We start from the raw sequence: 15,122 nt of genomic DNA, 5'->3' as shown, positions 1-15,122 counted from the left end.
GCGTCGCTCAGCTGAGCGCGCGAACTCCGGTGGCCTGCGGGCCCTTGGTGCCCTGGCCGACCTCGAACTCGACCTTCTGGTTCTCTTCGAGGGTGCGGAAGCCCGACCCCTGAATTTCGGAGTAGTGGACGAAGACGTCAGCGGAGCCGTCCTCGGGCGCGATGAAGCCGAACCCCTTCTCCGCGTTGAACCACTTCACAGTTCCCTGTGCCATTCTGTTCCTTCTCTTTTCTTACCGGAACGGCGGACAACTGGGTTCGTCCACCGGGCCCGTTCCGACCGCTGTACTGTTGGTTCCCCCTGCAGGAAAGCACCAAGCACACCGTTCGCAACATCGATCCTGCTGACGGTTTGGACTTTGGATCCGACCCTCGAACACAGAAGCTTGCGACCAGGAACCAGTGAACCATGTCTTCGAGCAATTCAACAGTCGAGTTACCGACAATTTGCAAAAAAGTTGATCTTGCGAATGCGCAGGTGAGGGACACAATGCCAGAATCCAGACTTGAGGTTCGTTTGCCTCCCGATAACCGAGTGTGCGTATGGCAAACAGCCTGTGACCCAGGTCGCTATTTGGTATCGAATTGGCAGGTAGGGCTTCCTAACCGCGCACGTTTCACACTTTCTCAGCGTGTCGCGGCGCGCGCCGCATGAATCCGGCGAACTCGACCGCCCGGACAACGCCGAACAACGGCCTCGGCTACGGGACATCGTTGCTGAATCGTGTCCTAGCCGGAGACCCTTCCGACGACCCCCGGCTGACCCATGTCGTAGAGCTACCTGCACGCGCCGCCGAGGTCACCACCTGGCCCGATTGGACATCGCCGGAAGTGATCTCGGCATTACAGGACACCGGAGTCGACGCGCCGTGGAGTCATCAGACCCGCACCGCCGACCTCGCCCACGGCGGCGCGCACGTCGTGGTCAGCACCGGGACCGCGTCCGGCAAGTCGATGGGTTATCAACTGCCGGTATTGACCGCGCTGCGCGACGATCCGCGGGGCACGGCTATTTATCTGTCACCGACCAAAGCGCTCGGCGCCGATCAACTGCGGGCAGTCGGCGCGCTGACCCATGAGGGACCGCTCCGCGATATTCACCCAGCAACCTACGACGGCGATACGCCGGCCGAGATCAGGCAGTGGGTGCGGGCCAACACACGCTGGGTTTTCACCAATCCCGACATGCTGCATGTGGGGATCCTGCGCTCGCATCAGCGCTGGGCACGGGTGCTGCGCAGGTTGCAGTACGTGGTGGTCGACGAATGCCATGCGTATCGCGGGGTTTTCGGATCGCACGTGGCGTTGGTGCTGCGCAGGTTGCGGCGGATCGCCGCACGGTACGGGGCCGATCCGGTGTTCATCCTGTGCTCGGCGACCACTGCCGAGCCCGCGGCTGCGGCCGCTCGGCTGATCGGGGCGCCGTGCGTCGCGGTCACGGAAGACGGGTCGCCGCAGGGGCCGCGCACCGTCGCGTTGTGGGAGCCGCCGCTACTCACCACGGTGACCGGGGAAAACGGCGCACCGGTCCGGCGGGCGGCCACCACGGAGGCCGCGCGGATCATGGCGGACCTGGTGGTGGAGGGCGCGCGGACGCTGACTTTCGTGCGGTCGCGGCGCGGGGCCGAGCTGACCGCGATGGATGCGCGGCGGCTGTTGAGCGAGGTCGATCCGGACCTGGCCGAGCGGGTCGCCGCCTATCGGGCCGGGTATCTCGCGGAGGATCGGCGGGCGCTGGAGACGGCGCTGTCGGATGGTTCGCTGCTCGGGGCGGCGACCACCAACGCGCTCGAGCTCGGGGTGGATATCGCGGGGCTCGATGCGGTGGTGATCTGCGGTTTTCCCGGGACGGTCGCGTCGTTCTGGCAGCAGGCGGGGCGGGCTGGGCGACGTACCCAGGGGTCGTTGGTTCTGCTCGTGGCCAGGGACGATCCGCTGGATACCTATCTGGTGCATCATCCGGAAGCGCTGTTGGACAAGCCGGTCGAGGCGACCATCACCGACCCGCGCAACCCTTATGTACTGGGGCCGCAATTGCTCTGTGCCGCCTTGGAACTGCCGCTCACCGACGCCGAGGTGGACGAGCTCGGTGCGCTCGAGGTGCTCACCGGGCTGGCTGAGAAAGGGCTGATCAGGCGGCGGGTGGGGGGCGAGGACCGGGGGCGTTGGTACGTCACCGCGGAGACGCAGCCGCACGACGCCGTCGATGTGCGCGGCGGGATCGGTACGCCGGTGGCGATCGTCGATGGGGAGACGGGCCGATTGCTCGGCACGGCCGATGCCGGGCGGGCACCGGCGACGCTGCATCAGGGGGCGGTTCATCTGCATCAAGGGGAGACCTTTGTGGTCGATGAGCTGGAGCTCGAGGATGGTGTCGCGTTCGTGCACGCCGCTGAGCCGGGGTGGACCACCAGCGCTCGGTCGGTCACCTCGATTGCCATCGATGAGTTGACCGAGCAGCGCGTTCACGGCCGGGTGATGACGGCGTTGGCGCAGGTCAGGGTGACCAGTCAGGTGGTCGGGTATCTGCGGACACTGGTCAGCGGCGAGGTGCTCGATCTGGTCGAACTCGATATGCCCGAGCACACGCTGGTGACCAGGGCGGTGCTGTACACGGTCAGTCCGGAGTTGCTGGCGCTGGCCGGGATCGACCCGGCGGACGTGCCGGGCGCGCTGCATGCCGCCGAGCATGCGGCGATCGGGCTGTTGCCGCTGGTGGCGACCTGCGATCGGTGGGATATCGGCGGGGTTTCCACCGCCGAGCATCCGGATACCGGGCTGCCGACGGTGTTCGTTTACGACGGTCAACCAGGTGGTGCGGGGTTCGCCGAGCGGGGGTTCGCCCAGTTGCAGCGTTGGCTCTCGGCGACCCTCGCGGTGATCGAGTCCTGCGGGTGCGCGGCCGGCTGCCCGTCCTGCGTGCAGTCGCCCAAGTGCGGGAACGGGAACCATCCGCTCGACAAGGCCTGCGCCGCACGATTACTCACCGCGGTGCTGGCCGAGCTGTCCGTCAGGTGACATCGTCGAGCTCGGTTCGTGACGGGGCCGAGCTCGACGCGTGCCCAGATATCGACCTGACCTGCGTGAACACGGCGGCGACGTCGGACGGCCCGGCTGGACGTCGGTCCAGGAGCCACGGCCGAATAAAGAGGAATGTATTCAGGTTAACTGCGCTATTGCCACATCGCCGCCTGCGTACATGCGCATTCATTAGATACTTTATCCGCACGCCTGCGGACAATTGTGCCGTCTGAAATTAAACGGCCAGGGCAATTGCCGATTTCCGCTACTCGCGACAACGGCATCCGGGTGCGTCCGCACTTAGGTTTCTCTCAGTCTTCAACGGGTCCGGCGCGTGCCACTGCGCGCACCGTGCTGACGACTAACAGACTCATTGGTACATTCCTGTTAACAATCACAGTGGCGTCCCACTCGGCGACTTCACACTCTTGCATGCGCGTTCCCATCCGGCGCGCGACTTCGCTCGCTGCCGCGCATCCCGCATCGGCCCCTTCGGTCAATGCGCCCGCCGCTGCGAGCGCAGCCAAATCGGCGGCGGCCTGCGCTTGATGCCGGGTGACAACCACCACACCGACCTGCCCGATCATCAGCGTTGCCGCGATGAGGCCGGCCAGCGCGAGGCAGGCGAACACTGTCGCTGCACCGTCGTCGGCTCGCAGGTTCGTGACTGTGCGCGTTCGGGCCGTCCGGCTTCGACGATCCGCCACACGGTGCCCGGTTGGCCCGCTCACGGGGTCGTTCCTGGTTCACGGGATGCGATGGCGTCCGCATGCAGGGTCAGCAGCGGTAGGAGCGGCGCTCGCGTGGTGACTCGGGCGATCACGTGATTGCCCTCACTACGCACTGAGATGTCCGCGGCCGGCGGCGCCACGCGGCGGGCCGCCGAGATCGCGTTCGCTTCATCGCCGCGCGCGGACAGGCGCGCCGCCTCGCGAGCGGCGTCGACGCAGCGCACCTGCGTCGACGCCGCCAGCAAAGCCCCGACGCACAGCGCAACAGCGACGATCAGGGTCGCGAGCGCGATGGCCGCCTCCACCGTCACCGAACCCCGGTCAGCGCCGAGACTCGTTGCCCTGCAACGGTTTATCAACCCCACTAGACAGCGGTGTTGAGCGCCCGATCGATGATCTTCGTCAGCGCGTTCACAATGCTGTCCCCGGTCACCACCCCGTACAGCACCGCCCCGAACGCCGCGGCAGCGATCGTTCCGATCGCATACTCCGCCGTACTCATCCCATCGTCCGCGACCACCACGTGCATGACTCGCAAACGCAGCTCCGTATATACAGCCCTCGATCCGTGGATCGCGTGGCTCGCCATTCGCTCGATCCCCACCTGATTCCCCTCTCATCTCATCCCGCACGGCCGATCCGCACAGGTGTGTTCCACTGGGCTGGGTACGCCGTGCGTGCACGACCCTCGCCACGCCGACCAGCCGACTCATGACTTCACCTCGTCGCCGCGAGGCGCAGCGGCACAAGAGGGTTGTCGACTTGCCCGCGAAAGCTCGTCCACGGCAGTCGATCGCCGAGCACCCGGCCCGGCAGTCCGCGCAGGCATTGCTCCGGCGCCGACTCCCTGGTTCACGACTCCACCTCGACGTCGTTTCGGGTCCGTCTACGCGCGAGGGGTGTCGGCCTCGCCGAAGGTCGTTCACAGGAGTCCACCGCCGAGCACCCGGCCGGCCAGGCCGATCACCACGGGGACGATGCCGAGACAGACGAAGGCGGGGAGGAAGCAGAGGCCGAGCGGACCACCGATCAACACTCCGGCCCGCTCGGCTCGCGCCGCAGCGGCATCCTCGACCGCCGCCCGACGCTGTTCGGCCAACTCCCCGACCGCGACCGCCAGCGAGGCGCCCGACCGCGCCGATCGCCGCGCCATCCGCGCCAACGACTCGACCTCCTCGGCACCCGGTTGCCCAACCCTGTCTTCCGCCGTCCGCTCCCACGCTGTCGCGGCATCCGCACCGAGCGCGAGCAGATCCGCGGCCCGGCGCAGCGCGTCCCCCAACACCTCCGGCGCGCCCGGCGCCACCGCGCGGGCCGCGCCCGCCATCGGCAATCCGGCGCGCAGACACGCGGCAAGCAGATCGAACACCGACGCCGAGGCCAGCGGATCGAGCTGCCGCTTCGACACCGGCTTTGCCGCGCGCGCCACCCCTGGTTGCCACAGCGCCCGCAACCGACGACTCACCGCGACCCGGCCGGGCAACAGAATCAGCGCGACCGCAATCAACAGGATCGGCAACACCGGATAACCCGCGGTCAGCTCCACCCAGAACCTCCTCACACATGTCACGACATGAATGTGCTTCGAGCACAAGGCAAGTCCCGTCGGCTAGACCGAAGTACGTCGCGCACGCCGGACCCACCGAACTAGCTCTGCCTGCGAAACCCGATGCGGTGTCCACCGGTCGACGTCTCCGCCCCGAACCATCGCCCAGACGGGCAAGGCCTCGCGGTCCTGGGCGTGGAGTTGCTTCAGGGGCCAGTCGATGCCGGTGCAGCGCCACCGGCTGGGCGGCGGAACTCCCCGACCGATCGCGCTCGCGAGCAAGCATGCCTGCACAAAGTTGCTTCATACGAGGACCTTTCGGGTGATGGCGTCGGTCCACAGCAAGCCGGCGCAGGCGAGGGCGGCACCCAGTGGCAGCAGGATGGTGCCGGCGGACGAAGCGAACAGCACGTGCAATGGCGCGGCACCCATCAGTTGGCCGAGCCCGATGCCGAGCAGTGGGAGCGCCGCCAAGACGCCGGCGGTCGCGCGTGGGCCGGCAAGAGCTGCGGTTGTGCGTCCATGAAAACGGATGCGCCCCACCAGGTCTGTGCGCGCCGCGGACAACAGTTCGGCAAGCGCCAGTCCGTGCCGCTCCGCCACCTGCCAGGCGTCGGCAATACGCGACAACTCCCCCGCGACAATCGAATCCGCCTGTCGCAGCCCCTCCGCCGCCGAACCACCCAACCGACTGCGCCCAGCACTCACCGCGAAAGCCTTCGCGGATTCACCCCGCGCCTCACTCGCCGCCACCTCCGCCGCCGCACTCGGATGCGCGCCAACCCGCAACTCCCCGATCACCGCCTCCAACGCATCCAGCAGGTAGGCGCACTCGGCACTCCGACGCCGATCCCGACCCCCTCGCCGAACCCGAAACCCCACCGTCCCAACCACCATCGCCGCCGCAAGAAACGCCCCGACCCCGAACACCAGAACGGCCACCACTCCACCGCCGGCAGCAAACTGAAGCACCCTGTCGCGCTGAACCTTTCGCGCCACAACAGGTCCAGCGAACAGTCCCTCGAACCGCCGACGCGACGCCGCGGCAGGCGCCGTGAGCAAAGCGAGCGCGAGACACATCAACGCAGCGGTCACCGGGCGAGCCTTTCGTCGAGGAGTTGGGTCAGGTCGTGGACGGCGGGGGTCGGGGCGGAGGTGTGCCAGGCGGGGGTTATGTGGACGTGGCCGGATTCGTCGCGGTGGACGAGTCCGATTTCGCGGAGGCCGCGGGAGCCGTCGGGGCGGCGGTGGACGTGTAGGACTACCTGGACGGCGGCGGCCAGTTGGCTGTGGAGAGCGGCTCGGTCCATTCCGCCTAGGGCCGCAAGGGCTTCCAGGCGGGCGGGGACTTCCTGTGGGGAGTTCGCGTGGACTGTGCCGGCGCCGCCGTCGTGGCCCGTGTTCAACGCGGTCAGTAGATCTACGACCTCGGCACCTCGGACCTCGCCGACGACGATGCGGTCCGGGCGCATGCGCAGGGCCTGGCGCACCAGGTCGCGGACGGTGACCGCGCCGACGCCCTCGACGTTCGCGGTGCGCGCGACGAGTCGCACGACGTGCGGGTGTGGTGGGGCGAGTTCGGCAGCGTCCTCCACGCAGACGATTCGCTCGCTCGGTCCCACTTTGGCCAGCAGGCCGGACAGCAGCGTCGTTTTGCCCGCGCCGGTGCCGCCGACCACCAGGAACGCCAGGCGCGCCGCAATGATTCGCTCCAGCAAGAGCTTTGCGTCGGCCGGTACCGCGCCTGCCGCCGCCAACGCGTCCAAGCCTTGAGTGGCGGGACGCAGCACGCGCAGCGACAGGCAGGTGCCGCCGTGAGCCACCGGCGCGAGCACAGCATGCAGTCGCACACCGAACGAATCGCCCAGTGCCGCTCCGGTTCCGGACAACCTGCCATCCACCCACGGCTGCGCGTCATCAAGCCTCCGACCGGCAGAGAGGGCGAGCCGCTGCGCGAGCCGGCGCACCGCCGCCTCGTCCGGAAAGGTGATCGAGGTCTTCTCCAGACCGTGCCCACGATCTATCCACACCGCATCCGGCCCGGTCACCAGCACATCGGCGACCCGAGGATCATGCAGCAACGGCTCGAGCACCCCCGCCCCGGTCATCTCGGTCTGCAACAACCGCAACGCCCGCAGCAGATCCGTATCCCCGAGCACCCCACCCGCCTCAGCCCGAATAGCCGCCGCAACCTGCGCCGGCTCCGGATCCCCCGCCCCACCGGACAACCGCTCCCGCACCCGATCCAACAACTCCGACGTCACCAACGCACTCATCGCCGCCCCCGCCCCACCGTCGGGCGGATACCGTGAAATGCCATGTCATCGAGCCGCACTCGACGACCGTGCATCGCCAGAATCGTTCGCCAGTCGGTCGCGGTGCCACCGTGCCGACGCGTCTCCCCCGCGCTCATCGCCGCTGTCCAGCCGGCGCACTCAACACACTGAGGACCGCGTCGGCCGCGTCGCGCAATGGTCCGCGGCGGTGCACGGTCAACCCGCCACGTTCCAGACGAGCGGCCAGCCCGGGTTGGGCGCGGACGGCGGCGAGCAGGGGGAGGTCGAGAACTTCGGCGACCTCCGGTCCGCGCAGTCCGCCGGGGGCCGGACCACGGACTATCAAGCCCTGGTTGGGGTTTCGGCGGCCTATGTGGGCGGAGACGGATTCGGCGGCGGCGACGGCGCGGATTCGGGCGGGGACGACCAGGACGACGAGGTCGGCGGAGTCGAGCATTTGGTCGGCGTGCGGGCCGCGTTCGCCGGAAATGTCGCAAACCACCAAATCGCCTGCGGCACGGCCTGCTTCGATGACGGCGCGGACGGCGGCGGGGCCGATCTCGCGTGGCAACCGGCCCGCACCGCAGCGGCCGCAGGCGAGGACGGCCAGGCCGGGGGCCGCCGTAGGGAGGGCGGAGTGCAGGGCGGCGGCGGCGACTCTGCCGTCTTCGACGACCAGGTCGGGCCAGCGCAGGCCGGTGCTCGATTCGATGCCGAGCAGCAGGTCGAGGCCGCCGCCGAGGGGTGCGCCGTCGACCAGGACGGTGTCGTGACGGAACCCCTCGGCGGCCGATCGCAGCGCAAGCGCGGCGGCCAGAGTCGACGCTCCGGCACCGCCGGCGGCACCCGCCACGGCCACCACGACACCGTCTCCGGTGCGGTGTTCGCCGTACTCAGCAAACATCTCGACAAGTCCCTCGGCGCCTCCGGGCAACGCGATGACCCGCTCGGCGCCGACGGCCGCGGCGGCCTGCCAGTCGAGCAGCGCCGGTTCGCCCTCGGTGACCAGCACGACCCCGATGCGGCGTAGATATCCGGCTTCGGCGGCTGCGCGCGCCGTGGTTGTGTCCAGGATCACCAGGGGTGCTCCGGTCCACGCGTGCCTGCCGACGGGCAGTGCACGTTCGTCCAGGCCGCGTTCGGCCGCGGCGGCGACGCGACGGACCTCGTCGCGCAGCCGGGGGTCGGGCAGGAGCACGAGGGCCGGTGGCGGGCTGCTGTTGTCCGGCGCCACTTCAAGATTCATGCGGCTGAGCGTTGCCGAGATCGGGCGACGGCAGAAGAGGCGATGTGCCGATTGTGGATAACTCGGGGGTGTGCAGAACTTTTGTGTCTGCGGGAGGGGATGCGAACCGTCCCTTGAATAGAGGACGGCCCCAGCCGGGGGGGGAGGAGGCTGGGGCCGTCGGGTTCAGCCCCGGGGGGTCGGGCTGAACGCGCCTGGACTATGTCCAGGTGCTAGCAATACTACACCCAAGCCCCGCCCACAACGCAAGTCTGTCGCGGCAGAACTTTACGGCGATTACGGGCTCCGCGGCTGCGGGGCAAACTCCCCGCTCGCGGTCGCGGATGCGGCTTCGGGGGCGGCCATGATCGATAGCCGCGTCGTCCCCACTCGGTCCCCAGTTCCGCACGCGGACGACCGGTACTCCGCGCACGGCCGGAGCGCCCGCGGAGGTACGCCTATGCTGGTCGGGTGGACTCACCCACCGCGCACGGACGCGTCGCCGCCTTCTTCGATCTCGACAAGACCGTGATCGCGAAATCGAGCACGTTCGTGTTCAGCAAGCCGTTCTACGCGCAGGGCCTGTTGAATCGCCGTGACGTGCTCGAAAGCAGCTACGCCCACTTCTTGTTCATGCTCTCCGGCGCCGACCACGACCAAATGGAGCGGATGCGCGCGCATCTCACGAACATGTGCGCCGGGTGGGACGTGGAGCAGGTGAAAACCATTGTGGCGGAGACGCTTCACGAGCTGGTGGACCCGCTGATCTACGCCGAGGCGGCCGATCTCATTGCCGACCACAAGATCCGGGGCCACGACGTGGTGATCGTGTCGGCCTCGGGCGAGGAGATCGTCGGCCCGATCGCCGAGGTGCTCGGCGCCTCGCACGTCGCGGCCACCCGGATGGTGGTCGAGGACGGCAAGTACACCGGCGAGGTCGAGTTCTACTGCTACGGCGAGGGCAAGGTCGCGGCGATCGAAAAGCTCGCCGCCAGTGAGGGTTACGACCTCGCGCGCTGTTACGCGTACTCCGACTCGGTGACCGATCTGCCGCTGCTGAGCGCGGTCGGCCATCCGACGGCGGTCAATCCGGATCGCAACCTGCGCCGCGAGGCGATCGCCAAACACTGGCCGATCCTGACCTTTTCGAATCCGGTGTCGCTGTGGGCCCGCTTCCAGGCGCCCTCGTCCACCACCCTTGCCGCGACCGCGGTGGTCGGCTTGAGCGCGCTGCTGGCCGGCGCGATCAGTTATCGATTGCTGCGCCGGCGCAACTGAGCCTTAGCCACGGCGCACGGCGCACGGCACACCGCCTCCTGCTGCTCGAGCGAGAGCGGGGTGCTTGCCACGGGGGTTTGCTGACGGAACGCGAAATAACTCGCGACCAGGTATTGAACCACGAAACGCCGATCGACACGCCGAATATCGAATGTCTTACCACCCCTTGATGTGAGGGCCGTCACAGGGTAGAAAGGTAACTACGGAAGGTCGGAAGGCCAAGGCAGGACCGGAAGAGAAGGTTCCGTCTCCCAACCACCCTTCCCAGCACGGGCACCAGGCACCCACGCGGAGCGCGCCGCGACAAGGGCAGAAGCGTTGTGGGCCTGCGAAATCCGGGTCTTCGTCGGCGAGGGCCTCGCACAGGTTGCGGGGATGAACCGTCGGAGTTCGGACTATCGCCGAGGCCGCAAGAACACAACCCACCCAGCACGCTTGGTAACCGGGTAGTCCGTGCTACGCGGGCGGCGAGGTCGACAACGACAACGCCGCCCGTTTTGATGTCCGAAGCCTTATCCCGACGCCGAATCGGCGATCGACGTGGCCTCCCGCGCACCGTCCTCCAGCGCACCGCAGCACAGCATCACCCAGCTGCCGACCGCGTCCACCGCACCGCTGCCGAAGCCCGCCGCGGCCTCCAGATACGCCTGCCGGCGCCGCAGCCAGAAAACCTCGGGCACGCCAAGACTGTGCGGATCCAGCCCGCTCGACACGGCCACCAGCCGCGACGCCGCCCGCGCCACCACGCCGTCGGCGGTCCCGAACGGCCGCAACGCGAGCAGCTCCCCGTGCACCACCGCCGCGATCACCGGCGCGGGCGCACTCGACCCGAGCACCGCCTGCACCAACAGGTCCAACCGCTCCGCCACACCGGCATCCGCGCGCGGCCGGCCGAGCGCCCCCTCGTCGGTCACCAGATCGGCGGCGGCGAGCAGATGCAGCCGGGCCAGCGCCTGCAACGGCGCCCGCTGCCAGGTGCCCACCAGATTGCGCAGCGCGTCACCGTCGAGGGCCTGCCCGACGCGCAACGATCCGGCCAGGATCGGATCACCGACCTGACCGTCGGCGGGCAGCTCGGTGCTGCCGCCGTCGATGGCGGCGGAGGATCGGGCCGCACGCACCGCGGCCTCGGCGGCCGTGGTCGGCCAGCCGCGCCGATTCGCCTTGTGCCGGTGCACCTCGGCGAGCGCGTCGCGGGCACGGTCGGCGGCGGCGCGGACGCCGGGCAGGTCGACGAGGGGCTGTAGCGGATCGGTCACGGTTAACGAGGCTACTTGCGCCCGCGCGGACACCGGACCCAGCCCGGGCACCCGGTCCGGACAGAAAACGGCCACCCCGGCCCGGATGGGTCGAGGTGGCCGTATCGCCGCTCAGCGTGCCGACAACCGCGGCAGGCCGACTTCCTCAGCTCACCAACAGATCTCGGCCGGGAATGGCGTCCAGCAGCCGGCGCGTGTACTCCTCGCGCGGGCTGTCGAAGACCTGCTCGGTCGAGGCGGCCTCGACCACCTTGCCGGTCTGCATGACCAGCACGTCGTCGGCGATCTGCCGGACCACGGCCAGGTCGTGGGTGATGAACACGTATGACAGGCCGAGCTCGGCTTGCAGATCGTTCAGCAGCCGCAGGATCTGCGCCTGCACCAGCACGTCGAGTGCGGAAACCGCCTCGTCGCAGACCACGACCTCGGGCGAGAGCGCGAGGGCGCGGGCCACGGCGACGCGCTGCCGCTGACCGCCGGACAGCTCGTTCGGATACCGCCGCATCACGGTGGACGGCAGCGACACCTTGTCCAGCAGCTCGCGAACCGTGGTCTCCCGCTCCTTCGGCGTGCCGATGCCGTGCGTGCGCAACGGCTCTTCGATGGTGCGGTAGATCGAGTACATCGGGTCCAGCGAGCCGTACGGGTCCTGGAAGATCGGCTGCACCCGGCGCCGGAACGCGAAGGCGCTCTTGCGATCCAGCTTGGCCACTTCCTTGCCGTCGAACACGACCTTGCCCGAGGTCGGTTCGAGCAGCCCCAGGATCATCTGCGCGACAGTCGATTTGCCCGAACCGGACTCACCGACGATGGCGGTGGTGGTGCCGCGCCGCAGCCGGAACGAAACATCCTGCACCGCAACGAAGTCCGTCCACTTCCAGGGCGCGCTGCCACGGATCTTGAAGGTCTTGGTCAGGTTGTCGACCACCACCACGTCGTCCGGGGCGTCGGTCAGCTCGGTGTCGGCGGCCGCGATCTGCTCGGCCACCGGTACCGCCTGCTCGCGAATCTCGATGCGCTGCTTCACCGAAGACAGTCGCTGCGAGGCGAGCGAGGGCGCCGAGTTCACCAGTCGCTTGGTGTACAGGTGCTGCGGTTCCCGCAGAATCTGCAGTGCCGGACCGGATTCCACCACCCGGCCGCGATACATCACCACCAGATGCTCCGCGCGTTCGGCGGCGAGGCCGAGGTCGTGGGTGATCAGGAGCACCGCGGTGCCGAGCTCGTTGGTCAGGCCCTCGAGGTGGTCGAGGATCTGCCGCTGCACGGTGACGTCCAGCGCCGAGGTCGGCTCGTCCGCGATCAACAGCTTGGGGCGGCAAGCCAATCCGATGGCGATGAGCGCACGCTGGCGCATACCGCCGGAGAACTCGTGCGGGTACTGGTTCACCCGTCGCTCGCCGTCGGACATGCCCGCCTCGTGCAGCAGCTCGATGGCGCGTTCCTTGGCCGCCTTGCCCTTGGCGATCCCGTTGGCCTCCAACGTCTCCCGGATCTGGAAGCCGATCTTCCAGACCGGGTTCAGGTTGGACATCGGGTCCTGCGGCACCAGCCCGATCCCGCTGCCGCGCACCGCGACGACGTCCTTCTTGGACGCCTTCGCCAGGTCCTTGCCGTCGAACATGATCGAGCCAGAGGTCACCTGGCCGGTGCCGGGCAGCAGATCGATGATGGCGTGCGCGGTGGTGGACTTGCCCGAGCCGGATTCGCCGACGATCGCAACGGTCTGCCCCGGGTACACCGACAGATTCACATCACGGACGGCGGGCACCTGCTTGCCCTCGGAGGTGAAACAGACGTTGAGATCCTTGATTTCGAGCAGTGGCGACTGTGCGCTGCGGAATTCACTCACCGCTTCCTCGCCTTCGGGTCGAGGGCGTCGCGCACCGCGTCGCCCAGCATGATGAAGCTCAGCACGGTCAGCGCCAGCGCCGTCGCGGGGTAGAACAGGATCGCGGAGGTGCGAATCTCCTTCTGCCCCGAGGCGATATCGGCGCCCCAGGAGACGATCGTGCGCGGCAGCCCGACACCGAGGTAGGACAACGTGGCCTCGGTGACGATGAAGACGCCGAGCCAGATCGTGGTGACCACGATCAGCGGGCCCGCCGCGTTCGGCAGCACGTGGCGGATCAGCGTGCGTATTCGGGATACGCCCAAAGCCTTTGCCGCCGTGACGTAATCGCTGTTCTTCGACTGGATCACCGCACTGCGCGCGATCCGGGCGGCCTGCGGCCAGGTGAACCCGGACAGGATGATGATCACGGTCCAGATGGTCCGCGAATCGAGCAGCTGCATGATCACGATCGCGGCCAGCATCAGCGGGATCGCGTAGAAGATCTCGGCGACCCGCGACACGATCGAGTCGAGCAGCCCACCGTAGAAACCGGCCAGCGCGCCGAGGGTGCCGCCGATCAGTACGAACAGGATGGTCGACCCGACGCCGGCCATCACCGACGCCCGCGCGCCGTACACGGTTCGGGCGTAGATGTCACAGCCCTGCTTGTCGAAACCGAACGGGTGACCAGGACCGCGCGGATCCATGCTGAAGTCGCCGTTGCAGTAGCGCGGATCCTGGCTGGTGAAAAGGCCGGGCCAGATGACGACGACGAGCACGAACACGATCATCAGCATGGCGACGATGAAGATCGGGTTGCGTCGCAGTTGTCGCCAGGCGTCCTGCCAGATACTGGTCGGTGAGCCGGCTTCGACGACCATGTCGGTGGCGAGCACCTCGACTTCGTCGGGCGGTGCGACGAAGTAGATCTGCCTGCCGCGGGCCGCGCTTTCCGCGAGGTCGATTCCTTTTCCTTTGTCGAGGTCAGGCATAGCGGATCCTCGGGTCGAGGGCGGCATAGAGGAGGTCGACGACCAGGTTCGAGACCAGGAAGATGATGATCAGCACGGTCACGAACGAGACCACCGTCGGCGGTTCGCCCCGGGTGATCGCCTGGTACAGCGTGCCGCCGACACCGGGGATGTTGAAGATGCCCTCGGTGACGATGGCACCGCCCATCAGCGAACCGAGTTCGGCGCCGAGGAAGGTGATCACCGGGATCATCGAGTTACGCAGGATATGCACCGTCACCACCCGGCGCCTGCTCAGCCCCTTGGCGGTCGCGGTGCGGACGAAGTCGGCGGACATGTTCTCCGCCACCGAGTTCCGGGTCAGCCGCAGCACATAGGCGAACGACAACGACCCGAGCACGAAGGCGGGGACCAGCAATTCGGTGAAACTCGCCTTGCCGGTGACGGTCACCGGTGCGATCCCCCACTTCACCCCGAGCAGGAACTGGGCGAGGAAGCCGACGACGAAGATCGGGACCGCGATCACGATCAGGCTGATGACCAGCATCGTCGAGTCGAACAGCTTGCCCTTGCGCAGGCCGGCGATCAGGCCGAACACGATACCGAAGACGGCCTCGATGCATACCGCCATCGAGGCGAGTTTGATGGTGATCGGGAAGGCCCGCGCCAGCTCGTCGCGCACCGGCCTGCCGGAGAAGGCGGTGCCGAAGTCGAACGTGACGATGCCCTTCAGATACAGCAGATACTGCATGAAGAAGGGCTGGTCGAGGTGGTACCGGGCGCGAAGCTGGGCTTCCACCGCGGGGGTCATCGGTTTGTCGCCGGCGAGCGCCTGAATCGGGTCACCGGGAATGAGGAATACCAAGGCATAGATGAGCAACGTCGCCCCGAGGAACACGGGGATCATTTGAAGCAGACGCCGCACGATATACCAGGCCATTTACGCCTCCTGGGTTCAGTGACGAGCCGCGCTGCCCGAGGG

14 protein-coding genes are annotated in these 15,122 nt (G+C 67.9%); 2 read left to right on the top strand and 12 right to left on the bottom strand.

Features of this window, described 5'->3' with window-relative positions; translation table 11 throughout:
• Positions 1-7: 7 nt before the first annotated feature.
• Positions 8-214 (bottom strand): cold-shock protein, encoded by a 207-nt coding sequence (locus AB0M22_RS16625; RefSeq protein ID WP_011206895.1) that lies wholly within the window; start codon positions 212-214, stop codon positions 8-10.
• A gap of 436 nt (positions 215-650) precedes the next feature.
• Between AB0M22_RS16625 and AB0M22_RS16620 the strand changes: the two genes are divergently transcribed.
• A complete protein-coding gene (locus AB0M22_RS16620; protein ID WP_364726672.1) occupies positions 651-3,017 on the top strand; it encodes a DEAD/DEAH box helicase in 2,367 nt (788 codons plus the stop codon).
• 314 nt (positions 3,018-3,331) lie between these two features.
• On the opposite strand, the gene AB0M22_RS16615 is transcribed toward AB0M22_RS16620, so the two are convergent.
• From AB0M22_RS16615 to ssd, 7 genes are all read right to left on the bottom strand, one after another.
• The gene (locus AB0M22_RS16615; protein ID WP_364726997.1) at positions 3,332-3,727 is read right to left on the bottom strand and encodes an Rv3654c family TadE-like protein; all 396 of its coding nucleotides are present in this window, start codon (positions 3,725-3,727) and stop codon (positions 3,332-3,334) included.
• Between the two features lie 20 nt (positions 3,728-3,747).
• Positions 3,748-4,062, bottom strand: coding sequence for a TadE family type IV pilus minor pilin (locus tag AB0M22_RS16610; protein WP_364726670.1), 315 nt, complete (start codon positions 4,060-4,062; stop codon positions 3,748-3,750).
• Between the two features lie 53 nt (positions 4,063-4,115).
• Positions 4,116-4,280: a DUF4244 domain-containing protein gene (locus AB0M22_RS16605; protein WP_364726995.1), complete on the bottom strand. Its 165-nt coding sequence runs from the start codon at positions 4,278-4,280 to the stop codon at positions 4,116-4,118.
• A 393-nt stretch (positions 4,281-4,673) separates the two neighbouring features.
• Positions 4,674-5,297, bottom strand: coding sequence for a type II secretion system F family protein (locus AB0M22_RS16600; RefSeq protein WP_364726667.1), 624 nt, complete (start codon positions 5,295-5,297; stop codon positions 4,674-4,676).
• 303 nt (positions 5,298-5,600) lie between these two features.
• Positions 5,601-6,239, bottom strand: a complete 639-nt coding sequence (locus AB0M22_RS16595) for a type II secretion system F family protein (protein ID WP_364726664.1) — start codon at positions 6,237-6,239, stop codon at positions 5,601-5,603.
• Between the two features lie 149 nt (positions 6,240-6,388).
• Positions 6,389-7,573, bottom strand: a complete 1,185-nt coding sequence (locus AB0M22_RS16590) for a TadA family conjugal transfer-associated ATPase (RefSeq protein WP_364726661.1) — start codon at positions 7,571-7,573, stop codon at positions 6,389-6,391.
• 133 nt (positions 7,574-7,706) lie between these two features.
• A complete protein-coding gene (ssd, locus tag AB0M22_RS16585; RefSeq protein WP_364726658.1) occupies positions 7,707-8,819 on the bottom strand; it encodes a septum site-determining protein Ssd in 1,113 nt (370 codons plus the stop codon).
• A 450-nt stretch (positions 8,820-9,269) separates the two neighbouring features.
• On the opposite strand from ssd, the gene AB0M22_RS16580 reads away from it, so the two are divergent.
• Positions 9,270-10,076, top strand: coding sequence for an HAD-IB family hydrolase (locus tag AB0M22_RS16580; RefSeq protein ID WP_364726656.1), 807 nt, complete (start codon positions 9,270-9,272; stop codon positions 10,074-10,076).
• Positions 10,077-10,588: 512 nt separating this feature from the next.
• Here AB0M22_RS16580 and AB0M22_RS16575 read toward each other — a convergent pair.
• The 4 genes from AB0M22_RS16575 to AB0M22_RS16560 form a co-directional block, all read right to left on the bottom strand.
• The gene (locus AB0M22_RS16575) at positions 10,589-11,335 is read right to left on the bottom strand and encodes an oxidoreductase (protein WP_364726653.1); all 747 of its coding nucleotides are present in this window, start codon (positions 11,333-11,335) and stop codon (positions 10,589-10,591) included.
• A 145-nt stretch (positions 11,336-11,480) separates the two neighbouring features.
• A complete protein-coding gene (locus tag AB0M22_RS16570) occupies positions 11,481-13,187 on the bottom strand; it encodes an ABC transporter ATP-binding protein (RefSeq protein WP_364726649.1) in 1,707 nt (568 codons plus the stop codon).
• The gene (locus AB0M22_RS16565; protein WP_364726647.1) at positions 13,184-14,161 is read right to left on the bottom strand and encodes an ABC transporter permease; all 978 of its coding nucleotides are present in this window, start codon (positions 14,159-14,161) and stop codon (positions 13,184-13,186) included. Before AB0M22_RS16565 ends, AB0M22_RS16570 begins: the two co-directional genes overlap by 4 nt.
• The gene (locus AB0M22_RS16560; protein WP_364726644.1) at positions 14,154-15,080 is read right to left on the bottom strand and encodes an ABC transporter permease; all 927 of its coding nucleotides are present in this window, start codon (positions 15,078-15,080) and stop codon (positions 14,154-14,156) included. Before AB0M22_RS16560 ends, AB0M22_RS16565 begins: the two co-directional genes overlap by 8 nt.
• Positions 15,081-15,122 lie beyond the last annotated feature (42 nt).

This window comes from Nocardia sp. NPDC051756 (assembly GCF_040681495.1).
Taxonomy (GTDB): Bacteria; Actinomycetota; Actinomycetes; order Mycobacteriales; family Mycobacteriaceae; genus Nocardia.
This window is presented reverse-complemented; position numbering and strand designations above follow the sequence as displayed.